Origin of the sequence: Stenotrophomonas sp. SORGH_AS_0282, from assembly GCF_030818125.1 — a bacterium.
Classification (GTDB): Bacteria; Pseudomonadota; Gammaproteobacteria; order Xanthomonadales; family Xanthomonadaceae; genus Stenotrophomonas; species Stenotrophomonas rhizophila_A.
Genome location: NZ_JAUTAB010000001.1, coordinates 886,318 through 908,259 on the forward strand (window position 1 = coordinate 886,318; position 21,942 = coordinate 908,259).

The 21,942-nt window shown below is 69.8% G+C and carries 18 protein-coding genes; 16 read left to right on the plus strand and 2 right to left on the minus strand.

All coding sequences use genetic code 11. The annotated features are described in order from the left end of the window. Nucleotides 1–15 precede the first annotated feature (15 nt). The 4 genes from QE395_RS03865 to QE395_RS03880 are packed head-to-tail and all read left to right on the plus strand — an operon-like array spanning nucleotide 16 to nucleotide 6,117. Nucleotides 16–2,616, plus strand: coding sequence for a CS1-pili formation C-terminal domain-containing protein (locus QE395_RS03865; RefSeq protein WP_306987606.1), 2,601 nt, complete (start codon nucleotides 16–18; stop codon nucleotides 2,614–2,616). Then, on the plus strand, nucleotides 2,601–3,734 hold the full coding sequence (locus tag QE395_RS03870; protein WP_306987607.1) for a CfaE/CblD family pilus tip adhesin: 1,134 nt from the start codon (nucleotides 2,601–2,603) through the stop codon (nucleotides 3,732–3,734). Before QE395_RS03865 ends, QE395_RS03870 begins: the two co-directional genes overlap by 16 nt. Before the next feature lie 17 nt (nucleotides 3,735–3,751). Beyond that, entirely contained in the window at nucleotides 3,752–4,450 is a 699-nt protein-coding gene (locus QE395_RS03875) for a pilus assembly protein (protein ID WP_306987608.1), read from the plus strand. A gap of 11 nt (nucleotides 4,451–4,461) precedes the next feature. Further along, entirely contained in the window at nucleotides 4,462–6,117 is a 1,656-nt protein-coding gene (locus QE395_RS03880; RefSeq protein ID WP_306987609.1) for a YadA-like family protein, read from the plus strand. A gap of 18 nt (nucleotides 6,118–6,135) precedes the next feature. On the opposite strand, the gene QE395_RS03885 is transcribed toward QE395_RS03880, so the two are convergent. Then, nucleotides 6,136–6,783: a hypothetical protein gene (locus QE395_RS03885; RefSeq protein WP_068853874.1), complete on the minus strand. Its 648-nt coding sequence runs from the start codon at nucleotides 6,781–6,783 to the stop codon at nucleotides 6,136–6,138. Between the two features lie 92 nt (nucleotides 6,784–6,875). Further along, on the minus strand, nucleotides 6,876–9,296 hold the full coding sequence (locus QE395_RS03890) for a penicillin-binding protein 1A (RefSeq protein WP_095363596.1): 2,421 nt from the start codon (nucleotides 9,294–9,296) through the stop codon (nucleotides 6,876–6,878). Nucleotides 9,297–9,520: 224 nt separating this feature from the next. Here QE395_RS03890 and QE395_RS03895 point away from each other — a divergent pair, with 224 nt between their 5' ends. The 12 genes from QE395_RS03895 (at nucleotide 9,521) to QE395_RS03950 (ending at nucleotide 21,939) form a co-directional block, all read left to right on the plus strand. Beyond that, nucleotides 9,521–10,579 (plus strand): pilus assembly protein PilM, encoded by a 1,059-nt coding sequence (locus QE395_RS03895; protein ID WP_038686523.1) that lies wholly within the window; start codon nucleotides 9,521–9,523, stop codon nucleotides 10,577–10,579. Beyond that, the gene (locus QE395_RS03900) at nucleotides 10,579–11,418 is read left to right on the plus strand and encodes a PilN domain-containing protein (RefSeq protein ID WP_068853872.1); all 840 of its coding nucleotides are present in this window, start codon (nucleotides 10,579–10,581) and stop codon (nucleotides 11,416–11,418) included. The genes QE395_RS03895 and QE395_RS03900 overlap by 1 nt, the downstream gene beginning before the upstream one ends. Beyond that, nucleotides 11,415–12,089 (plus strand): type 4a pilus biogenesis protein PilO, encoded by a 675-nt coding sequence (locus QE395_RS03905; RefSeq protein WP_068853871.1) that lies wholly within the window; start codon nucleotides 11,415–11,417, stop codon nucleotides 12,087–12,089. The genes QE395_RS03900 and QE395_RS03905 overlap by 4 nt, the downstream gene beginning before the upstream one ends. Before the next feature lie 35 nt (nucleotides 12,090–12,124). After that, nucleotides 12,125–12,622 (plus strand): pilus assembly protein PilP, encoded by a 498-nt coding sequence (locus tag QE395_RS03910; protein WP_237334367.1) that lies wholly within the window; start codon nucleotides 12,125–12,127, stop codon nucleotides 12,620–12,622. A gap of 20 nt (nucleotides 12,623–12,642) precedes the next feature. Further along, nucleotides 12,643–14,625: a type IV pilus secretin PilQ family protein gene (locus tag QE395_RS03915; RefSeq protein WP_068853869.1), complete on the plus strand. Its 1,983-nt coding sequence runs from the start codon at nucleotides 12,643–12,645 to the stop codon at nucleotides 14,623–14,625. Nucleotides 14,626–14,752: 127 nt separating this feature from the next. Further along, nucleotides 14,753–15,022, plus strand: coding sequence for a YkgJ family cysteine cluster protein (locus QE395_RS03920; RefSeq protein ID WP_068853868.1), 270 nt, complete (start codon nucleotides 14,753–14,755; stop codon nucleotides 15,020–15,022). Between the two features lie 110 nt (nucleotides 15,023–15,132). After that, nucleotides 15,133–16,146 (plus strand): MoxR family ATPase, encoded by a 1,014-nt coding sequence (locus tag QE395_RS03925; protein WP_210131425.1) that lies wholly within the window; start codon nucleotides 15,133–15,135, stop codon nucleotides 16,144–16,146. 7 nt (nucleotides 16,147–16,153) lie between these two features. Beyond that, nucleotides 16,154–17,080 (plus strand): DUF58 domain-containing protein, encoded by a 927-nt coding sequence (locus tag QE395_RS03930; protein ID WP_306987610.1) that lies wholly within the window; start codon nucleotides 16,154–16,156, stop codon nucleotides 17,078–17,080. Next, nucleotides 17,077–17,538, plus strand: coding sequence for a DUF4381 family protein (locus tag QE395_RS03935; RefSeq protein ID WP_249833034.1), 462 nt, complete (start codon nucleotides 17,077–17,079; stop codon nucleotides 17,536–17,538). The genes QE395_RS03930 and QE395_RS03935 overlap by 4 nt, the downstream gene beginning before the upstream one ends. Further along, entirely contained in the window at nucleotides 17,535–18,539 is a 1,005-nt protein-coding gene (locus tag QE395_RS03940; protein ID WP_306987611.1) for a VWA domain-containing protein, read from the plus strand. Before QE395_RS03935 ends, QE395_RS03940 begins: the two co-directional genes overlap by 4 nt. Further along, entirely contained in the window at nucleotides 18,536–20,257 is a 1,722-nt protein-coding gene (locus QE395_RS03945) for a tetratricopeptide repeat protein (protein ID WP_306987612.1), read from the plus strand. Before QE395_RS03940 ends, QE395_RS03945 begins: the two co-directional genes overlap by 4 nt. After that, complete coding sequence (locus QE395_RS03950) at nucleotides 20,254–21,939, plus strand: BatD family protein (RefSeq protein ID WP_306987613.1); 1,686 nt, start codon at nucleotides 20,254–20,256, stop codon at nucleotides 21,937–21,939. Before QE395_RS03945 ends, QE395_RS03950 begins: the two co-directional genes overlap by 4 nt. The last annotated feature ends 3 nt before the right edge of the window (nucleotides 21,940–21,942 follow it).

Below are 21,942 nucleotides of genomic sequence, written 5' to 3' on the forward strand. Positions count from 1 at the left end.
TCCTGCGCCCCTGCCATGCGCATTCCTGCTCCCGCCCTTGTCCGGCTGGCGGTGGCGCTCGTCCTGGTGCTGGCCTGCGTGGCCGTCCAGGCGGGCCCGGTGCCGGCCGGTTTCGAAGATCTTGTCAGTGGCCAGCGCGAGCGCGTGGAAGTGCGCGCGTTCGGCCGTTCCGCCGGCCTCTGGCCGGCCTGGGTGACGCTGGAGCACGTCCAGCTGGAACAGCCCGCGCAGGTGTTGGCCGCGCTGGGCATGACCACCTCCGCGCAGCAGGCGCTGCTGCCGGCGCTGTCCCTGCCGCTGCCGCGCAACAGCCACCTGGCCTGCGTCCATGGCCAGCCACAGCCGGGCTGCGGCTGGCGCCCCCCGTCCGAGGATCCGACCCACATGCATGCCATCTTTGACGAAGGCAACGGCGCGCTGCTGCTGTTTCCCGCATTGCGCTGGCTGCCCCGCGCATCGCCCGGTGCCGACGGGCTGCATGCGCCCAGCGAGCACGCCGAAAATGCATTGCTGCACCAGCAGACGCTCGCGCTCAGTGGCAGTGGCAGTCAGTACGCCCTCAACGCGCATGGCAGCGCCACGCTGGGCGTCCTGCGCGCCGGCCATGTCGGCGGCAACTGGAACTACGCGCGCCACGCCTGGCCCGGCCAGCGCGCCCGTACGCACTTCCAGTTCGACGATCTGTACTACCGGCATGACCTGGCCAGGCGCCACTACCTGCAGGTCGGGCGCATGGACCGGCGCAACCTTGCCAGCACCCAGGGCGGACAGTTCGGCTTCGGCATGTTGCCGCTCGACCGCTTCGACGGCGTCCGCGCCGGTACCACCCAGGCCTACGTCGATGCCGGCGCCGATATCGGCGCCGCGCCCCTGACCGTGCTGCTGTCGCGGCAGGCGCGCGTGGATGCCTACGACGGCGAGCGACTGCTGCAGACGTTCTACCTGCCCGCTGGCGTCACCGACCTCGATACCCGCCGGTTTCCACCGGGCAGCTATGACGTGACCCTGCGCATCCACGAAGACGGGCGCCTGCTGCGGACCGAGACACTGCCGTTTGCCCGCACCCAGGACTGGGGCGAACCGGGCGTGCAATGGTTTGTGCAGGGCGGGCGAAGCCGCGCGCGCGATGTCCGCTTGGACGCCGGCAACAGCGTCCTGCAGGCCGGCCTGCGCATGCCACTTGCCCGCCAGCTTGGCCTGAGCCTGGGCGTGGCACGCGTTGCCGAGGCCAGCCACGCCGAGCTGCGTACCGGAGTCCGCCATCGCCTGGGCAGGCACGACCTGCACGCCGAAGTCGGCGCCCTGGTCGGCAGCGACGGCAGGCGTGGCAGCCAGCAACAGCTCAGTGTGCGCAACACCGTTTCCTGGAACCTGTACCGGCAGCGCCTGCGCGGCAGCCGTTGTCGCGTGGACTGCGCTGATTCCCTCACCGCATCGCTGACCGTTCCGTTGTCCGGCGGCAGTCTTTACCTGGGACACAGCCGCAGGCGCACGCTGGTACCCGGCCGCTGGCCCGGTGGCAGCGCCCGCAGCCTGCAGGCCGCCTACGGTCTTACCCGGCAGTGGCGCAGCGTCAGCATCGGCACCCGTCTGGGCGCATGGCGTCAGACCGGGAGTATCTCCGACCAGGGCCTGCAGCTCTCGGTCACGCTCTCGCGGTTGCAGCACGCCGCAGGCGCCAGCCAGCTGCGCCGCATCGGCGTCGAAGCACGGCGCACGCAGTCCGGTGATGCCGGTCAGCGCCTGCTGCTCGCGCAGTCCTGGCGCCGCGAACTGGACGCGACCGCGCGCGAGGTGGCCACCGAGGTCAGCGTGCAGGACGCCGCCGACGTCGATGCGCTGCTGGCGCTGCGCACCGCCACGCCGCTTGGCCAGACCAGTGCCGTGCTGTCGCACCACCGGCAGGCGCATGCCAGTGAGACCGGGTACAGCCTCAGCCATGGATCGGCGCTGGCGCTGTCGCCGCGCGGCCTGTTCTGGGGCGGCGCGCCCGGTGCCGACGCGGGCGTCGCCGTCAGCGTCGATGATGCCGCTGCCAGCGGGTTCGACGGCGCGGCCGCCGAGGTGAAAGCCGGGGCCAGCCGCCGCCAGGTGCTGCGCTCCGGTCAACGCCGCCTGCTGCCGCTGAGCGGCTATCAGCGCCATCAGGTGGAGGTCCAGGATGCGCACGGGCACGCACACGATGCCAGCGTGCGGGTGACCCATCCCGGCCCTGCCCAGCAGCCCTTCCTGTTGCCAGGCAGGCTGATCGCATTGCCGGTGGGCGTGGAAGTCACCTTCACCTATATCGGCAGCGCCGTGGACAAGGCCGGTGCCGCGCTGGCCGGTGCGCGTATCCTCAATGCGGCGGTTCCCCGGCTCGGGGCCGACGGCGGGTTCATCGCCGAATTCCCGCAGCGCGAAGCGGTCCTGTACCTGCTGCAGGCAGGTCGCCTGCTGCACTGCCCGCTGCAGGTGCGCGAGCAGCGCAGCGTGGTGCTGTTGGTAGGGCAGGTGGCGTGCACGCCTTTGGCACGCGACGCGCTGCCCGCCCGCATCGCCCTCCAGCCGCGTGTGCAGCAGTTGCTGGAGGATGCAGCGCCGATCGCGCAGGAGGGCCAATGGAGCGGACCCTGATGCGCGTCGTCATGCTCGTACCGGCCTTGTGGGTCGCCCAACCCGCGGCGGCGCAGCGCCCCCCGGTCACCACGCCGGCCGCAGGCACCACCGTGACCACGCTGACCCACGCGTTCGACCGTGCCGCGCCGCAGCCCCTGCCGTTATGGGCGCCACGCACCGTGCTGGGGTTCGACGAGGTGATGCACGGCCATGGCCGCCTGCATGTCACCTGCACCGATGACCCCGCGCGCGGGCGCTGCCCGCGCAGCGACACCGGCGAAGGACCGACCGGGCGCCAGTCGATCCTGCTGGAATTCCACGAACCGCGCAGCGGCCAGCGCCGCGACATCGGGGTCAGCGGATGGATGGAACGGGTCGAGTGGGAGCGCAGTTGCAGTGATGACTACTGGGACAAATCCGAGTACCCGTTGTGGACATCGGCAACCCGGGAGTGTCACATCGCTCCGGCCGGCACCGCCGCGACGTTGCAGGTGGCGGCAACGGACATCGGCGCGCTGGTGGCCGGGCGCTGGCGGGCCGAGCTGCACCTGGACGTGCGCGGTGGCGTGGGCGGCGCGGTACTCGGCCGGCACGTATTCGTGCTGGAGGTCACGGTGACCGATACCGAGCGGGCGGCCATCCACCTGCCCGAGCACGGCGGCTCGGCCGCGCCGATGGACCTGCAGTTGCAGTTGCGGGCCGTACCGCCGCCGGCCAGCGTCGGCGGCGAGGCCGTGCTGGACATGTGCCTGTACGACGGGCTGGGTTCCCACAGCGGCCAGCTGGTGCTGGTGGCGCGCGATCGCGGCCCAGACGTGCCGGGGCGGCCACGCGATGCATTTTCGGTGTGGCACCACGCGGGCGGCCGCGCGCCGCACGAGCGCATCGATTACCGCCTGCAACTGCTGTATGCGGGCACCACGATCGACCTGCACCGGGAGGCGCACACGGTGCTGACCGGCATCCACAGCGCCCCACTGCGGCCGGTACTGCTGCCCGGCATGGACCAGCCCGTGCACTGCGTGCCGACCCCGCTCAGCTTCATCACGCCCCGGGTGCCAGCGGCCGAAAAGCGCGACGGACGCTACCAGGGCGATCTCACGATTGAAATGCGCCTGCCCACCCGACGCCCCTGACGCCGACCGAGACTTCCATGCGCCTGCATCGCCTTTCCCTGCTGCTGTTGCTGCTTCCCGCCCTGCCGGTGTCGGCCAGCCTGGACGTGCACCCCATGCGTGTCCATGTCGACGCGGGCAGCACCACCAGCATCCGCGTGCAGGCGCAGTCGCCCCGCACCCAGTACGTCAGGGCCACGGTCAAGCGCGTGGTTGCCCCCGCCACCGAAGACGAAAGCGAAGTGGATGAGCCGACCGGCGACGCCGCGGCGATCGCCGTGACGCCGGGCATGTTCGCGCTCGCCGGCGGCGGCAGCCGGCTGGTGCGGGTGATCGCCCTGGCCCCGGTCAAGGAAGAAACCGCGTTCCGGGTGTACTTCGAAGGGGTGCGCGGAGATGACCCGGAGGCGCACCCCGATGCCCTGGAGACGCCCGCTGCCACCCTCGGCGTCAGCCTGGTATGGGGCGTGCTGGTCAACGTCCTGCCTGCCGATGGACGGGTGGCGATGCAGGTTGCCGGGGGCCGCCTGCATAACCACGGCACGCTCCGGCTGGGCATCCGCCGGGTCGAGCACTGCGTTGCGGCCGCCTGCATCACCCACGACATCGAACGCAGCGTCTACCCGGGCGCCACGCTGGCGTTGCCCTTCGAGCCGGTGCCCGGCGCGCGGCTGCGCGTGGATTACCGGCTCAGCCGCGACGGCTACCGCGAACACCAGCAGATCCTGCTGCCTTGAGAGGAAACACCATGCATGTTCTCTACCGATCCTTGTTGTTGATGGTGCCTGGCACCGCGTTTGCGACCGCGTTTCCGCCGCCGGGCGAGGCGGATCCGGCACCTCGCGAAGACAGCACGTCCGAGGCGACGCACAGCGTGGCCTTCGCCAGCGGGCTCGGCGTCGGCGTGGGCGTGGGCGTGGCCGGCGTGTTCGGCCGCGACCAGGTCCGCGACCGCCTGGTGTACTGCGAAGCGCCCGCGGTGCCGCCGGCGGAGGTTCCGATCGCACCGCCGGGGTGGGCCGATGCGCTGTGGCAGGTCAATCACAACCATGAGCGGATCGCGCGCAACCGGCTGGACATCGACCTGCTGCGCGACGGCGTGCAAGGCGTCAGCGCCGACCTCAGCGATGTGGTGCGTTTCGACAAGGACGCCATCGTGCACCTGCGCGGCTCGCGCCTGGTGGCGCTGGGCGCCGGTGAGGTCAGCGCCAGCAGCGCACACGCGGTCAACGGCGCGCAGCTGTTTGCCGCCGAAGCGCGGGTGGCTGCACTGGAATATGTACAACGCTATTTCAAGGTCGGATCGGACGAACTGAGCCTGCCCGCGCATGCCGGGTTCCTGGCCACCGCGATGGGCGCCGATGCCCGCGCCGTTGCCAGCGGCTCCACCGCGTACGGCAGCTACGCCACGGCATTGGGCAACAACTCGGTGGCGCTGGGCCGTGCAGCGATCGTCCTGGAAGGGGCCGCAGATGGTTTCGCGCTCGGCACGCGTTCGCGCGTGTTGGCCGAGAACGGCATGGCGCTCGGCGGCTCCACCCAGGTGTGGGCCGACGCCCATGACAGCGTGGCGTTGGGCTTTGGCTCGATCGTGCAGCGCCCCTGGGAGGTCTCGGTGGGCGGGCAGGGCCTGCGCCGACGCATCACCAACGTCCTGCCGGGCATCGCCGCCGATGACGTGGTGTCTCTGCGGCAGCTGTCGGACATGGCCAGCGTGCTCGGCACCAGCATCAACGCCGAAGGCGGCGTGCGCGGCATGCGTTTCGCGGTGCAGGGCAAGTGGCACGGCACCGTGGCCGGGGCGCTGGATGCGCTGGATTACGCGGTAAGCGCGGCACACCGGGCGCTGGACGACATGGGCGAGCAGGTCGGCGCGCTCGCGGCGCAGGACGGAGCCCGTCCGCCCTCCAGCGTGGCCGACGCCGCCGAGTCGATCACGGCGTCGGCGGACACGACCCACGCCGCAGGCCCGCAGGCCGCTGCCACCGGGACCGCCGTCGCGGCCGACGCGCGTGCGGTCGAGCCGGCCGCTGCGACACCGCCGCCGGCAGCGCAACTGTCGCCGGTCGACACCCGCGCCGTGGACGACGCGGTGCAGCGCGCCAACGCGTACACCGACCAGGCCCTGGCCGGCATCGACCGCCGCTTCGACCGCCTCGACCAGCGCATGAACCGCATGGCGGCGATGAGCAGTGCGCAGGCCGCCATGGCCATGAACACTGCGGGCCTGCCCACCTGGAACCGGCTGGGCGCGGGCGTCGGCCATGCCGACGGCGAATCGGCCCTGGCGGTGGGTTACCAGCGCGTACTGGACCGTCGCGCCACCACCAGCGTCAGTCTCAGTGGCGCCTTCAGCCAGGGCGGCGAAAGCAGCGTGGCGATGGGCGTGGGCATCGGCTGGTAGACCCTGCGCGGCGCGTGCTCAGGGGCCGTCCAGATAGCCCCTGATCTCGTCCTCGGCCAGCAGGCTGCGCAGCTGCGCGGCCGAGGCCCGCCGCATCGGCTTCTCGTCGATGCTCGACAGCGGCGGCTGGCGCAGCGCGTCGTAGGGCAGCACCGCCACGTCGAAGGTCAGCCCTTCGGCGGAGAACACCCACACCGGCACGTCCATCGTGCGTTCGCGGTCCAGGCGCAGGCGGCGCATTCGCGACTCGGCCGGGATGCGGTGTTCTTCCAGGAACCGCTGCACGGCATCGGCGTCGTCGCTGTGCAGCTGCAGCTGCACTGGGCTGTTGGCGTCGGCGGTGCCGTCCAGCACCGGTCCGCACAGGCGTGGTGCGAAGCCGTGCAGGAATTCCAGCGCACGCAGGCCGGCTTCGCGGCGTTGTCGCAGCTGCGTGCCATGCCCGGGGCCGGCGAACAGGCGCTGGTACTCGCGCAGGGCGTCTTCGATCTCGGTATTGCGCGGCAGCGAGGCATCATCGTGGATGCCCAGCCGCCCGGCGGCTTTCAGCTTGGCCTGGTGGTAATCGCGGATTCCGCCTTCGGCCATCAACCGCGCCGCCTCGTGGGCAAGCCGGTGGCGGCGTTCGCGGGTCTGGCTCTCGGCATGCTGACGGGCCCGATGCATGAGCGGCTCCCCCTGTTACGACCTGCCACCGAATGTACACCGATCATGTGACATCGATGTGGTGCCGGCCATCGGCCGGCACCCTTGTCCCATCAAAAAATATCGAACGCCGCGTCGTCGGCCTGCGGGGTCTGGGTATTGAAGTCGTACTCGGCCAGCTTCTCCATGTCCTCGACCTTGACCCACTCGGTAGCGCCGTTGAGCGTCGCCTGGACCATCCCGGTCGGCGGCTCGTTCTGCGCGATCGGCGTGTCCTTCAGCGCCACCCGCATGTAGTCGATCCAGATCGGCAGCGCGGCGCGGCCGCCGTACTCGCGGTAGCCCAGCGAACGGAAATCGTCGCGGCCCACCCATACGGTGGTGGCGTACGGGCCGCCGAAGCCGGAGAACCACGCATCGCGATGGTCATTGGTGGAGCCGGTCTTGCCGCCCACGTCCTCGCGACCGAGCACCTTGGCGGCCGTGCCGGTGCCGCGCTGGACCACGTCGCGCATCATCGAGACCAGCTGGTAGGCGGTGCGCGCATCGATCGCTCGCGGCGCGGTGCGCGCATTCGGGTCTACCGGCGCGGCCGGCTCCGCCGCCTGCTGCGGCTTGGCCGGGCCGGCCGGCGCAGGTGCGGCAGCGGCACCGAAGTTGAAACCGTCCACTACCTGGCTCACCGGCGCCCCGCCACTGGTGCCCACGCATTCGCGGCAGGCCCGGGCCGGGTTTTCCTTGAACACCAGGTTGCCGTCGCGGTCGCTGACCTGGTCGATCAGCCAGGTGTCCACGCGCGAGCCGCCGTTGGCGAACACGGCATAGCCGCGCGCCACCGACAGCGGGGTCAGCGAAGCGGTACCCAGCGACATCGACAGGTTCGGCGGCAGCTCGGCTTCGGCAAAGCCGAATTCGCTGATGTACTTGCGCGCGTACTCCACGCCCATGCCATCAAGCAGGCGCACCGACACCAGGTTGCGCGACTGCACCAGCGCTTCGCGCAGGCGCATCGGGCCACGGAAGCCGCCGCCGTCGTTCTGCGGCTGCCAGGTCTTGCCGCGGCGGTCGCGGAACACCACCGGCGCATCGAGCACGATCGAGGCCGGGTTGAAGCCCTTGTCGAAGGCGGCGGCGTAGATGAACGGCTTGAAGCTCGAACCCGGCTGGCGACGCGCCTGGGTGGCGCGGTTGAACTTGTTGCCGGAGAAGCTGAAACCGCCCACCAGGGCCTTCAGCGCACCGGTTTGAGCATCCAGCGATACCAGCGCGGACTGGCCGCGCGGGATCTGGTCCAGCAACCACTCGCCTTCCTTCTCGCCGGCGCGCACGCGGACGATGTCACCGCGCTGGACCAGCTTGGCCGGGCTCTTGCCGGTCCACTTGGCGGCCGAGGCGGGCAGCACCACCTCGGTGCGGTTGGCCAGCACCACCGTGGCGCTGCCATCGGCGCCGGTGCCGGCCACGATGGCCGGCAACAGCCCGGACTGGCCATTGATACCGCGCAGGTGCGCGGCCAGTGCGGCCGCATCATCGCCCGCGCCCAGCGCCACCTGCTGCTCCACCCCGTGCCAGCCGTGGCGGTGGTCGTAGGCCAGCAGGCCGTCGCGCACGGCCAGGTTGGCGGCGGTCTGCATCTCGGCATTGATGGTGGTGGTGACGTGGTAGCCCTTGTTGAGCACGTCGCCGCCGAAGCGGGCGATCATCTCCTGGCGGACCAGTTCGGCCACGTAGGGGGCCTCGACCTGCAGCGGGGGCTCATGCGCGCTGGCGTGCATCGGCACGGCCTTGGCTGCGTCGGCCTCGGCCTGGCTGATGAAGCCCAGGTTGGCCATGCGCTGCAGCACGTAATAGTCGCGGCGTTCGCGGGCGCGCTCGGGGTTGCTGATCGGGTTGCCGCTGGAGGGGAACTTGGGGATGCCGGCCAGCGAGGCCATCTCGTCCAGGCTCAGCTCGCCCAGCTTCTTGCCGTAGTAGAACTCGGCCGCCGCGGCCACGCCGTAGGCGCGGTTGCCGAAGAAGCTCTTGTTGAGATACAGCTCGAAGATCTCGTCCTTGCTCAGTTCCTGCTCGATCTTGCGCGCCAGCAGGATCTCGGCCAGCTTGCGGGTGTAGCTGTACTCGGAGCTGAGGAAGAACTGGCGGGCCACCTGCTGGGTGATGGTCGACCCACCCGGGACCCGCTTGTCGTTGGTGGTGGCCAGCAGCCAGACCGCGCGGCCGATGCCCTTGTAGTCCACGCCCCCGTGTTCATAGAAGCGGGCGTCCTCGGTGGCCAGGAAGGCCTGCTTCAGGCGCTCGGGGACCTCCTTCATGGTGATCGGGGTGCGCCGGGACTCGCCGAACACCGCCATGAGCTTGCCGTCGGCCGCATAGACGTACATGGGCTCCTGCATCTCGATGTCGCGCAGGGTCTGGACGTCGGGAAGACGGGAGGAAATGGCGTAGTACAGGCCCCCGGCGACCGCGGCGCCGATCAGTGCCAGGACCAGGAAGGCGACCAGCAACCAGCGCAGCCAGCGGCGAAGGCGAGTCATCAGTGTCAGATTCCGATTGCGAATTTCGTGGCCGCAGAGTATAGATTACGCAAGGGAACGGCTGGGGTTGTTCCCGGGGAGAGCATTCGGTCACCGTCAGGGGACGGGCGAAACGTGTCGTAAGTACACGTTTTGCACGTTGATGGTTGCGAATTGCAAAAAAAACGTTATTAATGCGCGGGCGCAAGTTTTGCGTCCAAGTGCCCGTCGGCAGGGGAGAAACCGTGGGGCTTATCCCAAAAAGCCAGTCGCCGCTTATTGGCGTCGACATCAGCTCGACTGCAGTAAAGCTCTTGCAGCTTTCCCGCAGTGGCAATCGTTTCCGCGTGGAACATTACGCTGTGGAACCACTACCGCCGAATGCGGTGGTGGAAAAGAACATCGTGGAAGTGGAGGCCGTGGGTGAGGCCATCCGCCGCGCGGTGAACCGTTCAGGCACCAAGGCCCGGCATGCCGCCGCCGCCGTGGCCGGCTCTGCGGTCATCACCAAGCTCATCCCGATGCCCGCTGACCTGGACGAGAACGACATGGAAGCCCAGGTCGAGCTCGAAGCGGTCAACTACATCCCGTATCCGATCGAGGAAGTGAACCTCGATTTCGAGGTGCTGGGGGCGATTCCCAACAACCCGGAAATGGTCCAGGTGCTGTTGGCGGCGTCGCGGTCGGAGAACGTGGAGCTGCGCCAATCGGCGCTGGAGCTCGGTGGCCTGACTGCCCGGGTGATGGACGTGGAGGCCTTCGCGGTCGAAAACGCCTTCGCGCTGGTGGCCAGTGAACTGCCGATCGCCAGCGATGGCGTGGTCGCGCTGGTCGACATCGGTGCCACCATGACCACCCTGAACGTGCTTCGTGGCGGGCGCAGCCTGTACAGCCGCGAACAGGTGTTCGGTGGCAAGCAGCTGACCGACGAGGTCATGCGCCGCTATGGCCTGACCTACGAGGAAGCCGGCCTGGCCAAGCGCCAGGGTGGGTTGCCGGAAAGCTACGAGATGGAAGTGCTCGAGCCGTTCAAGGAAGCCACGGTCCAGCAGATCAGCCGCCTGCTGCAGTTCTTCTATGCTGGCAGTGAGTTCAACCGGGTCGACCACATCGTGCTGGCCGGCGGTTGCGCGGCGCTGGCCGGTCTGCCGGAGATGGTGGAGGAACAGCTGGGCGTGGCCACCGTGGTGGCCAATCCGCTGGCGCAGATGACGCTGGGTCCGAAGGTGCAGGCGCATGCCCTGGCCCAGGACGCCCCGGCGCTGATGATTGCCACCGGTCTGGCGCTGAGGAGCTTCGACTGATGGCAAGAATCAATCTATTGCCCTGGCGCGCCGAGCGGCGCAAGCAACGCCAGCGCGAGTTCATGACCATGCTCGGCTTTGCGGCTATCGCAGGCGTGGTGCTGTCGGCGCTGATCTGGTTCTACTACGACCGCCAGCTCAGTGGCCAGGAGGACCGCAACGCGTTCCTCACGGCCGAGATCGCACGGGTCAAGGAGCAGAACAAGGAAATCGACCGCCTGGATCGCCAGAAGGACCGCCTGCTGGCGCGCAAGAAGGTGATCGAACAGCTGCAGGCCAAGCGCTCGCAGATGGTGCACCTGTTCGACGCGCTGGTCCGGACCATCCCTGACGGGCTGGTGCTGACCGCGCTGAAGCAGGAAGGCGACATCCTGACGCTGGAAGGGCGCACCCAGTCCAACGCCCGGGTCAGCGCCTACATGCGCAACCTGGAAAGCTCGGGCTGGATGACCAAGCCGGAACTGTCGGTGATCGAAGCCAGGAAGCCGGAAGAAGAGAAGGACAAGCCGATCGGCCCTGTCTCGGACATTTCCGCGCTGCCGTACGTGTTCGTGGTCAAGGTGACGCTGCCCGCGCAGAGCGAAGCGGTCGACGGCATCGCGCCGGATGGCACCGTGGAGGCACCGGGCACCGATCCGAATGCCGCGCCCGCCGCTGCCCCCGCCGTGGCCCCGCTTGCGCCGGCGCCGGCAGGAACTGGCGCACCGGCACCTGCGCCGGGCACTGCTCCGGCACCGGCCGCTGACCCGGCTGCGCCGGCGCCTTCGGGCAGCCGTATCGTTCCCGCCCCGGCAACGCAACCGGCGGCGTCCAGCACGCCGCAGAAGGGGGCCGCATGAGCCAGAAGAAAGTCAACCTGAAGGATCTGGACTTCAACAACATCGGCAGCTGGCCGCAGCAGGCGAAGATCGTCTTCTGCGCCCTGTTGACCGTGCTGATCGTCGTGCTTTCGTGGTTCCTGCTGATCAGTGGCAAGAGCGACGAACTGGCATCGCTGGAGCAGACCGAAGTCTCGCTGCGCGCCGATTTCGAGAAAGAGCAGGGCCGCGCGGTCAACTTGGAGCCGCTCAAGCAGCAGCTGGCCCAGATGGAGCAGGTGCTGCAGCAGATGCTGCGCCAGCTGCCCAGCAAGACCGAAATGCCGGACCTGATCATCGACATCTCGCAGACCGCGCTGTCCAGCGGCCTGGTCAACGAGCTGTTCCAGCCCGGTGAGGAAGTGCCCAAGGAGTTCTACGCCGAAAAGCCGATCGCCCTGCGCATGGTGGGCAGCTACCACCAGTTCGGTGCGTTCGTCAGCGGCGTGGCTTCGCTGCCGCGCGTGGTCATCCTGACCATGCACGACATCAACCTCAAGCCCAAGGACCCCAAGACCGGCATCACCGCGCGCAGCGGCGCGCTGGAACTGTCGGGCACGGTCAAGACCTACCGTTACCTGGACGACGTGGAAATGGAAGCGCAGGAGAAAGCGGCCGCACAGGCAGCAGGCCCGAACGGAGGCAAGCCATGAACCTGGCCAGCACCGCACGGGTATGTGGCCTGCTGATGCTGGTCCTGTTGGCGGGCTGCGCACGCAGCATCTCCAGCACGCCCGGTGACGCGCCCAACCTGGAAAAGTGGGTCGCCGACGTGCGCGCCCGCCCGGCACCGCCGCTCGAACCGCTGCCTGTCATGCAGCAGTTCGAGACCTTCGAGTACTCCGCGCAGGGGATGCGTGATCCGTTCACCGACGCCTGGGCCAACCCCCAGGCCGGCGGCTCGGGCCTGCGCCCGGATCCGAACCGCCGCAAGGAGCCGCTGGAAGCCTTCCCGCTGGACTCCCTGGACATGGTCGGTTCGATCGGCAAGGGCAGCGCACTGGTCGCGCTGGTGATGGCGCCGGACAAGGTCACCTATCGGGTGCGTCCGGCCGTCTACATGGGGCAGAGCGACGGCCGCGTGACCGGGGTCTTCGAAGACCGGATCGAACTGATTGAACTGGTGCCGGATGGCGCGGGCGGCTGGCTGGAACGGCCTGCATCGCTTGCGCTTGAAGATCAATGAATGATTATGGGGATAGCACGATGACCTTTTCCAACGCCATGCTGCAGCGTCCCGACCGGCGCCCGAAGCTGATCCACCTGTGCGCGCTGGGAGTCGCGCTCATGGTGGCCAATGGCACCCTGATGGCGGCCACGCCGGCCGCTGCAGCCACGACCCAGGGGGTCGGCCCCGCGCCGGCCGCCGCACCGGCCTCGCTGGCGGTGTCCAAGATCGATTTCAAGCGCGGTGAAGACGGCAGCGGCCGGCTGATCCTGCAGTTCGATGGAAAGGGCGCCAACCCGGACCTGCGCAGCCAGGGCAACAGCGTCGTGATCGACGTGGGCAACGCGACCCTGCCGGCGAACCTGCAGAAGTCGATCAATGTGGTCGACTTCGCCACGCCGGTGCAGCGCATCGATCCCAAGCCGTATGGCGGTGGCACCCAGCTGGTGCTGGACACCAACACGGCCTTCGAGTCGCTGGCCTACCAGACCGGCAACGAGTACGTGGTCGAGATCAGCGCCCGCAAGAGCGCCCCGGCCACCGGTGCGATCAACGCCACCACGGTGACCCAGGCGGCCACCGCGGTCGCGCAGCGTGGCTACAGCGGCAAGCCGGTGACCTTCAACTTCCAGGACGTGCCGGTGCGCACCGTGCTGCAGTTGATCGCCGAGGAGTCGAACCTGAACATCGTGGCCTCCGACACCGTCGAAGGCAACGTCACCCTGCGCCTGGTCAACGTGCCGTGGGACCAGGCACTGGACATCGTGCTGCGGGCCAAGGGCCTGGACAAGCGTCGTGACGGTGGCGTGGTGTGGGTGGCCCCGCAGCCGGAGCTGGCCAAGTTCGAGCAGGAGAAGGAAGACGCCCGCATTGCGATCGAGAACCGCCAGGACCTGATCACCGATTACGTCCAGATCAACTACCACAACGCCGCGCAGATCTTCAAAGCGCTGACCGAGGCCAAGGGTATCGGCGGCAGCGGTGGTGGTGGTGGCAGCGGTGGCGGTTCCGGCGGCAGCTCGCAGGAAGACAGCGGGTTCCTGTCCTCGCGTGGCCGCCTGGTGGCCGACGAGCGCACCAACACGCTGATGATCAGCGACATCCCGAAGAAGGTCGCGCGCATGCGCGAGCTGATCAACGTGATCGACCGCCCGGTCGACCAGGTGCTGATCGAGAGCCGCATCGTGATCGCCACCGATACCTTCGCGCGTGAACTGGGTGCCAAGTTCGGCATCACCGGCAGCCGCGACAACGTGTACTTCAGTGGCAACACCAGCACCAACCACGAAAACGTCACCAGCGACGGCGAGAACGCGACCGAGTACCAGGAAGCGCTCAACGAGTGGGCTGCCGGCGGCGGTACCGGTCCGATCCCGGTGCGTCCGCCCCGCACCATCAACACCGGTGGCCTGAACTGGAACCTGCCGGTGGCCGCGGCCAGCAACCCGGGTTCGCTGGCACTGTCGATCCTCAACGCTGGCTACCTGCTGGACGTGGAGCTGTCGGCCATGCAGCAGGAATCGCGCGGTGAAGTGATCTCGAACCCGCGCGTGGTCACCACCAACCAGCGCGAAGCGGTGATCAAGCAGGGTAAGGAAATCGGTTATGTCACCATCACCGGCGGCACTGCCGGCCAGGCGGCCACGCCCAACGTGCAGTTCAAGGAAGTGCTGCTCGAACTGAAGGTCACCCCGACCATCACCAACGACAACCGCGTGTTCCTGAACATGGCGGTCAAGAAGGATGAAGTCGAAAGCTACATCGTGCTGGAAGGCTACGGCCAGGTTCCCTCGATCAACCGCCGCGAAGTCAACACCGCCGTGCTGGTCGATGATGGCCAGACCGTGGTGATCGGCGGCGTGTACGAGTTCACCGACCGCAACAGCGTCAACAAGGTGCCGTTCCTGGGCGACGTGCCCTTCCTGGGCAACCTGTTCAAGAAGCGCAGCCGTAACAAGGACAAGGCCGAACTGCTGGTCTTCGTCACCCCGAAGGTGCTGCGCGTGGCCAAGACCAACTGAGCCGCTGATCCAGCACACGGTTGGTAAGCAAGGATCCGGTGCCCGCGAGGGCGCCGGATCTTTTTTTGGCTGTTCGTCCATAGGGAGTGGTTCAGGGCAGGGCAAGGCCGCCGCGCTATCCTGCCCCATGGCCCAGGCACACTGCTCCGGTTGCACCGCGCAATGCTGCCGGCTTACTGCCGTGCTGGCGCCGTCGGAGTGCGTCCCCTCGAACCTGACCACCGAGATTGCCGATGGCGTGCTGGCCATGGCCAAAAGCGCGGACGGCTGGTGCGTGGCGCTCGACCGGGAATCCATGTCCTGCGGCATCTATGCCGAACGGCCCATGGTCTGCAGGCGCTTTGAAATGGCCGGCCCCTATTGCAGCGCCATCTTCGACGGTGCAGGACGGGCGTAGCCGCGTTCAGGCAATCTTGATCCCGCTGCGCGGCCAGCCCTGCCATCATGTGCGCGGAACCTTACGCCTGTTGCGTGGGTCAGATGGACGCCATGAACCTGCCACCCCCCATGCCCGCAATCGACCCCACGCCCTTCGTTGACACCCCCGAACACGACCGCCTGCATGCCGGCTTCCGTGCATTGCGCGACTCGCTCGCGGCCGAGATCGTCGGCCAGGACGCGCTGGTCGAGCGCCTGCTGACCGCACTGCTGGCCGATGGCCACCTGCTGGTGGAAGGCGCCCCCGGGCTGGCCAAGACCACCGCCATCCGCGCACTGGCTGCGCGCCTGGAGGCCGACTTCTCGCGGGTGCAGTTCACCCCGGACTTGCTGCCCGCCGACCTGACCGGCACCGAGATCTGGCGGACGCAGGAAGGCCGCTTCGAATTCGTGCCCGGCCCGATCTTCCACCCCATCCTGCTGGCCGACGAGATCAACCGGGCCCCGGCCAAGGTGCAGTCGGCGCTGCTGGAGGCCATGGGCGAGCGCCAGGTCACCGTGGGCCGGCATACCTATGCGCTGCCGGCGTTGTTCCTGGTGATGGCCACCCAGAACCCGATCGAGCAGGAGGGCACCTTCCCGTTGCCCGAAGCCCAGCTGGACCGGTTCCTGATGCATGTGCGGATCGGCTATCCCGATTCCAACGCCGAAGCCGAGATCCTGCGCCTGGCCCGTGAGCGCGCGCGTGATGCGCTCGGCACCGCGCCGGCGGCCCCGGCGCGCATGCCGCTGGACGACGTGTTCGCCGCCCGTCGCGCGGTGCTGTCGCTGCACATGGCACCCGCCTTGGAGCGTTACCTGATTGAACTGGTGCTGGCCACCCGCGACCCGGGTCGCTATGACCCGGCACTGGCAAAGCGCATCGCCTGGGGCGCCAGCCCGCGCGGTTCGATCGCGCTGGAGCGCTGCGCGCGCGCTCGCGCCTGGCTGGCCGGCCGCGACTTCGTGACCCCCGAGGACGTGCGCAGCGTTGCTCCTGACGTGCTGCGCCACCGCGTGCTGCCCAGCTATGAAGCCACCGCCGAAGGCTGGGATGGCGAGCGGCTGGTGGCCGAGCTGCTGGCCCGCATTCCGGTGCCTTGAGATTCGCATGACCGCCCTGGATGACACTGCTGCCGATGCGCTGGCGGGCAACGGCGTGCAGCCGACCCTGGCCGAACTGGTCGCATTGCGTCGCAGCGCGCACCGGCTGGCACCGGCGCGACGCGGGCGGCTGGCGCATGCCGGCCAGGCGCCCTCGCCGATGCGCGGGCGCGGCATGGAGTACGCAGAATCACGCGAATACGTCGCCGGCGATGACGCGCGGCACATCGACTGGCGGGTGACCGCGCGCACCGGTCGCGCGCATACCAAGCTGTTCCAGGCCGAACGCGAGCGCCAGACATTGCTGGTGGTCGATACCGACCCGGTGCTCTACTTCGGCACCCGGGTGCGCTTCAAGTCGGTACAGGCTGCGCGGGTCGGCGCCGTGGCGGCGTGGTTGGCACAGCGCCAGGGCGACCGCCTGTCGGCACTGCGTGGCAGCCGCAGCGAAGCACCGATCCCACCGGCCGGCGGTACCCGCGGCGTGCTCCGCGTACTCGATGCACTGACCCGCTGGTACGCCGCGCCCCCGCCCGACGACGCCGGCCTCGACCACGCACTGCAGCAGGCCGCGCGCGTGCTGCGCCCCGGCGCGCGCGTGGTGGTGCTGGCCGATCCGGCCCGCGCGGCGGCCATCGACGTTCCGCGCTGGACCGCGCTGGCCATGCACCATGAAGTGCAGCTGATGCTGCTGGCCGATCCGCTGGAGCTGGCGCCGCCGGATGGCGTGCTGCCGTTCCTGTCGCAGGGCCGGCAGGTGGTGCTGGACCTGCACGATCGTGCCGTGCGCGACCACTGGCATGCCCGCTTCGTCGAACCGCTGGAAGCGCTGCAGCGCAGCCTCGGCGCCCGCCGCATCCAGGTGCACGTGGTCAGTACTGACGATGCCAGCGACTGCTGGCTGGGCCCGCTGCCGTCGGCGGTGGTTGCATGAGCGCGGCCACCTCGCTGCCGCTGCGCGACGTGCACCTGCCGCCCATCCCGTCCTGGTGGCCGCTGCCGTTGGGCTGGTGGCTGGTGCTGGCGGCGCTGGCGCTGGTCGTGCTGTTGGCCTGGGCGTGGCGCGCGCATCGACGGCGCCAGCGGCGGCGCTGGCTGCGGCTCTTCGACACGACGGTCGATGCTGCGCAGCACGGCACTGCCCAGGTAGCCGCAATGGCCGAACTGCTGCGCCGCGCCGCGCGCCGCCGCCAACCGGGCGCGGAACTGCTGCAGGGCCAGGCCTGGCTGGAATTCCTCGATGCCCCCGGCAGCCGCGCCTTCTCCGACGGCGATGGACGCCTGCTGCTGGACGGGGGCTACCGTCGCAGCCTCGACGCTGCCGACGTGCAGCGCGTGCGCGACCTCGCGCGCGCACGCTTCCTTGAGCTGATCAGCAGGCGCGGCCGATGATCCCGGGCCTGTCTTCCGTGCTGCCTTGGCTGGATGCGCTGGCCTGGCCGTGGGCGTTGTTGGCGCTGCCACTGCCGTGGCTGATGCGCTGGTGGCCACGCCGCAACGCAGCGGCGCCCGCGCTGCGCGTGCCATATGCCGCCGGTGCGCTGGCCGAACTCGGCCAGGCCAGTGGCGTGGCCGGCTGGCGGATCGGGCGCCTGCTGCTGTGGCTGGCCTGGGCCTGCCTGTGCGTGGCCATGGCCCGGCCACAGCAACTCGGCGAACCGGTCACCCCGCCGCAGCAGGGCCGGCAGATGATGCTCGCCGTAGACGTCTCCGGCAGCATGAGCGAACCGGACATGATGCTGGGTAACCAGGTCGTGCAGCGTCTGTCCGCGGCCAAAGCAGTGCTGGCCGATTTCCTCGACCGCCGTGCCGGCGACCGGGTCGGGCTGCTGATCTTCGGCGAGCGTGCCTACACACTGACCCCGATCACCGCCGACCTCACCACCGTGCGCAACCAGCTCACGGACAGCGAAGTCGGCCTGGCCGGCCGCGACACCGCCATCGGCGATGCCATCGCACTGGCGGTCAAGCGCCTGCGCGAACAGCCCGAAGGCCAACGCGTGCTGATCCTGCTGACCGACGGCGTCAGCAACGCCGGCGTGCTGCAGCCGTTGCGCGCGGCCGAACTGGCCCAGGCCGAAGGCGTGCGCGTGTATCCGGTGGCCTTCGGCGGCGACGGTGGCATGAGCCTGTTCGGCGTGCAGATCGCCGCCGGCGACGACCCGGTGGACGAGGCTACGCTGCGCCGCATTGCCGAGCTCACCGGCGGCCGTGCGTTCCGCGCGCGCAACACCGACGAACTGGCCGGCATCTATGCCGAGCTGGACCGGCTGGAGCCGATCACCGCCGCAGGCGCGGCGGTACGCCCCTATATCGAACGCTATGCGTGGCCGCTTGCACTGGCCATGCTGCTGGGTGGGCTGGGCTGGCTGCTGCCGAGGCGCTGGGCATGAATACCCTCTTGAACCACGTGCATCTGGCGCGCCCGGAACTGCTCTGGGCGCTGGCCGCACTGCCGCTGATCGCGCTGCTCTGGACCTGGCGCCGCCGGCGCAGCAGCGTCTGGCGGCAGAACGTGGATGCGCACCTGCTGCCGCACCTGCTGGTGGCCGGCGGGCGCCGCGCCTGGAGCGGGCTGGCGCTGCTGTTGCTGGGCTGGACACTGGCCGTGGTGGCCCTGGCCGGACCGGGTTGGCGACAACTGCCGCAGCCGCTGTGGCAGGCACCGGCGCCGCTGGTGGTGGCGCTGGACCTTTCATCGCGCACCACCGCCACCGACCTGCCGCCGTCGCGCCTGCTGCAGGCGCGGGCCAAGCTGGCCACGCTGCTGCGCGAGCGCAGCGGCGGGGAAGTGGCGTTGCTGGCCTACGCCGACGATGCCTTCACCGTTGCCCCGTTGACCGGCGACGCCGCCAACGTGGCGCTGTACCTGGATGCGCTGGCCCCGGACGTGATGCCACGCGACGGCCAACGCGCCGACCGTGCGATTGAAGCGGCGGTGCTGTTGCTGCAGCAGTCCGGCGCCAAGGGCGGCGATATCCTGCTGCTGACCGACCGTGCCGATGACGCCGCACGTGCTGCCGCCGCTGCCGCCAAGGCGCAGAACATCCACGTCTCGGTACTCGGACTCGGCACTGCGGCCGGTGCGGCCTACCGCAGCGGCGATGGCCAGATCGCGCGCGCGCAGCTGGAGCCGGACACGCTGCGCGCGGTGGCCGATGCCGGCGGTGGTCGCTACGCGCCGGTGGCTGACGACGAAGGTGATCTGAAGGCGCTGGGCGTGCTGACCCCGCGCGCCAGCGCAGGCGAGCAGCAACGCCGCGAAGGCGAAGGCCTGGCCTGGCGCGACGAAGGCTTCTGGCTGCTGCCGCCGTTGATGCTGCTTTCGCTGTGGGCCTTCCGTCGCCGTGGCGTGGCGGCCGTGGCCTTGGTCTGCGTGATGCTGCCGCTGGCCATGCCCGCGCCCGCGCAGGCCGCCGAACGCAACTGGTGGCAGCGCGCCGACCAGCGCGACCAGCAGCGCGTGGCCGAGGGGGTGGACGCTTACCGGCGCGGCGATTTCCAGGCAGCACAGCAGCAGTTCGAGGGCGTGAACGACGCCGAGGCCCGCTACAACCTCGGCAACGCGCTGGCCCGGCAGGGGCAGTACGACGCGGCGATTGCCGCCTACGACCAGGCGCTGGCACAACGCCCGGGCATGCCCGATGCGGTGGCCAACCGTGCCGCCGTGGACGCCGCCCGCAAGCGCAAGCCGCCACCGGGTGCCGGGCAGCAACCGCAGCAGCAACAGCAGAAGCAGAATCAGTCGCAGCAGTCCCAGCAGCAACAACAGCAACAGAAACAGGACCCCGCCCCGAAAGGCGAGCAGGGCCAGCCCCAGCCGGGGCAGGGCACGCCGCCGCAGGACCCGCAGGCGGGCAAGCCCGATCCGGCCGAACAGGCACGGGCCGATGCGGCCCAGCGCGAGCGCATGCGCCAGGCGTTGGAAAAGCAACAGGCCGACGCTGGCAAGACCCCGGCGCAGCGCCGCGAGGCGAACGAGACGCCGCAGCAGCGCGAGCAGCGCCAGGCGGTCGAAGCGTGGATGCGGCGGGTGCCCGATGAACCGGGCAACCTGCTGCGGCAGAAATTCCAACTGGAAAGCGAACGCAGGAAACGGGACGGACAATGAGCGCAGCATCCCCCACGCAACGTTGGTGGCGCGCCTGCGCTTGGCTGCTGCTGGGCGTGAGCAGCCTGGCCCAGGCCCAGCCCCGCGCGTGGCTGGATCGCGATGCGATCAGCGACACCGACACGGTCACGCTCAATATCGAGACCGATGCCGGCGCACCGGATTACGCGCCGTTGCAGGCCGATTTCGAGCTCAGCGGCCAGACCAGCAGCCGCCAGGTGCAGTGGAGCCAGGGCGCGATGCAGTCGCGCTCGTTGTACGGCGTAGCGCTCAGCCCCCGGCGCAGTGGCGTGCTGACCATTCCCGCGCTCCAGGTGGGCGCGGCGCGGACCGCGCCATTGCAGTTGACCGTGGCTGCCAGTGCCGCCGCCACGCCCGCCGTGCCCGGCAACGCCACTGCCTTTGTCGAAATGGAGGTCGATGACGCCAGCCCCTACGTGCAGCAGAGCGTGGGCGTGGTGGTGCGCCTGTACTACGCTTCGCAACTGCTGTCGGGCGAACTGGGCGTGGATGCGCCCGAAGGCGCCTCGATGCAGCGCGTCGGCGAGGATCGCAGCCTGGTCCGCGAGATCAACGGGCGGCGCTACAACCTGGTCGAGCGCCGCTACCTGCTCATTCCCGAGCGCAGCGGGCCGCTGGTGCTGCCCGGCGCGCGTTTCAACGGCCGCAGCGCTGGCGGCTTCTTCGATGACCTGTTCGGCGGCGATGGCCGGCTGCGCGCCAACGCGCCCGACCGCACCCTGCAGGTGCAGGCACAACCCGACGCCGCACCGCAGCCGTGGTTGCCACTGCACGACCTGCGCCTGCGCTACACCGCCGCGCCCACCCGCGCCCGCGCCGGCGAGGCGGTCACGGTGGTGGTGGAGGCGGTGGCCGACGGCGCCACCCGCGCGCAGTTCCCCGAGCTGCCGCCGCTGGATGCCGGCCCAGGCGCGCAGGTGTTCGCCGAGCCGCCGCAGTACGACGAAACCTTCAACGGCAGCACCCCGCGCCTGACCCTGACCCGCCGTTATTCGGTGGTGCCACGCCAGCCTGGCACCCTGGTGATTCCCGGCCCGCGCATGGCCTGGTGGGATGTGCGTGGCCGCCAGGCGCGCACCGCCACGCTGCCCGACCTCAGCCTGGCCGTGGCCGCCGGCGCCCCGGGGACGGCGCCGCCGCCGACCGCGCTGGATACCACCTCGGCCTTGCCCGGTACCCCCGCCACGCCGTCCGACGCCGTCACCGTGGCGGCCGCGGCCAGCCGCCCCTGGGGCTGGATCGCGGCAGCGGCCGGCTTTGCGGCGCTGTGGCTGCTGACCCTGGCGTGGGCGTGGCGGCGCCGGCGCGTGGCAGCGCCCGGCGCATCCCACGCGGCGGTGGGGCCGGCTGCCTCCGCACAGGTCCCGTCGCGCGGCGAGCTGCGCCGCGCCCTGGACCACGAAGGGCTGGACGAGATCGTCGCACTGCTGGGCAGAATGGGCGGCGTACACGGCCTGGATGCCGTGCTGGCGCGGCTGGCCGACCCGGCCCAACGGCAGGCCCTGAGCGACATGCAGGCCGCGCGCTGGAGCCGCGACGGCGGCGATGCAACCCAGGCGCGACAGGCGCTGCGCCGCGCCTTCCATGACGGACCGCACTGGCAGCCGCCGCAGGCCGCAGAAAATACTGGGCTGGCGCCGCTCTATCCTTCGGGACGCTGAGCG

Coding starts and splice junctions, on each gene's coding strand:
- QE395_RS03865 (WP_306987606.1), top strand. CDS start 16: ATGCGCATTCCTGCTCCCGCCCTTGTCCGGCTGGCGGTGGCGCTCGTC.
- QE395_RS03870 (WP_306987607.1), top strand. CDS start 2,601: ATGGAGCGGACCCTGATGCGCGTCGTCATGCTCGTACCGGCCTTGTGG.
- QE395_RS03875 (WP_306987608.1), top strand. CDS start 3,752: ATGCGCCTGCATCGCCTTTCCCTGCTGCTGTTGCTGCTTCCCGCCCTG.
- QE395_RS03880 (WP_306987609.1), top strand. CDS start 4,462: ATGCATGTTCTCTACCGATCCTTGTTGTTGATGGTGCCTGGCACCGCG.
- QE395_RS03885 (WP_068853874.1), bottom strand. CDS start 6,783: ATGCATCGGGCCCGTCAGCATGCCGAGAGCCAGACCCGCGAACGCCGC.
- QE395_RS03890 (WP_095363596.1), bottom strand. CDS start 9,296: ATGACTCGCCTTCGCCGCTGGCTGCGCTGGTTGCTGGTCGCCTTCCTG.
- QE395_RS03900 (WP_068853872.1), top strand. CDS start 10,579: ATGGCAAGAATCAATCTATTGCCCTGGCGCGCCGAGCGGCGCAAGCAA.
- QE395_RS03905 (WP_068853871.1), top strand. CDS start 11,415: ATGAGCCAGAAGAAAGTCAACCTGAAGGATCTGGACTTCAACAACATC.
- QE395_RS03910 (WP_237334367.1), top strand. CDS start 12,125: ATGCTGGTCCTGTTGGCGGGCTGCGCACGCAGCATCTCCAGCACGCCC.
- QE395_RS03915 (WP_068853869.1), top strand. CDS start 12,643: ATGACCTTTTCCAACGCCATGCTGCAGCGTCCCGACCGGCGCCCGAAG.
- QE395_RS03920 (WP_068853868.1), top strand. CDS start 14,753: ATGGCCCAGGCACACTGCTCCGGTTGCACCGCGCAATGCTGCCGGCTT.
- QE395_RS03925 (WP_210131425.1), top strand. CDS start 15,133: ATGCCCGCAATCGACCCCACGCCCTTCGTTGACACCCCCGAACACGAC.
- QE395_RS03930 (WP_306987610.1), top strand. CDS start 16,154: ATGACCGCCCTGGATGACACTGCTGCCGATGCGCTGGCGGGCAACGGC.
- QE395_RS03935 (WP_249833034.1), top strand. CDS start 17,077: ATGAGCGCGGCCACCTCGCTGCCGCTGCGCGACGTGCACCTGCCGCCC.
- QE395_RS03940 (WP_306987611.1), top strand. CDS start 17,535: ATGATCCCGGGCCTGTCTTCCGTGCTGCCTTGGCTGGATGCGCTGGCC.
- QE395_RS03945 (WP_306987612.1), top strand. CDS start 18,536: ATGAATACCCTCTTGAACCACGTGCATCTGGCGCGCCCGGAACTGCTC.
- QE395_RS03950 (WP_306987613.1), top strand. CDS start 20,254: ATGAGCGCAGCATCCCCCACGCAACGTTGGTGGCGCGCCTGCGCTTGG.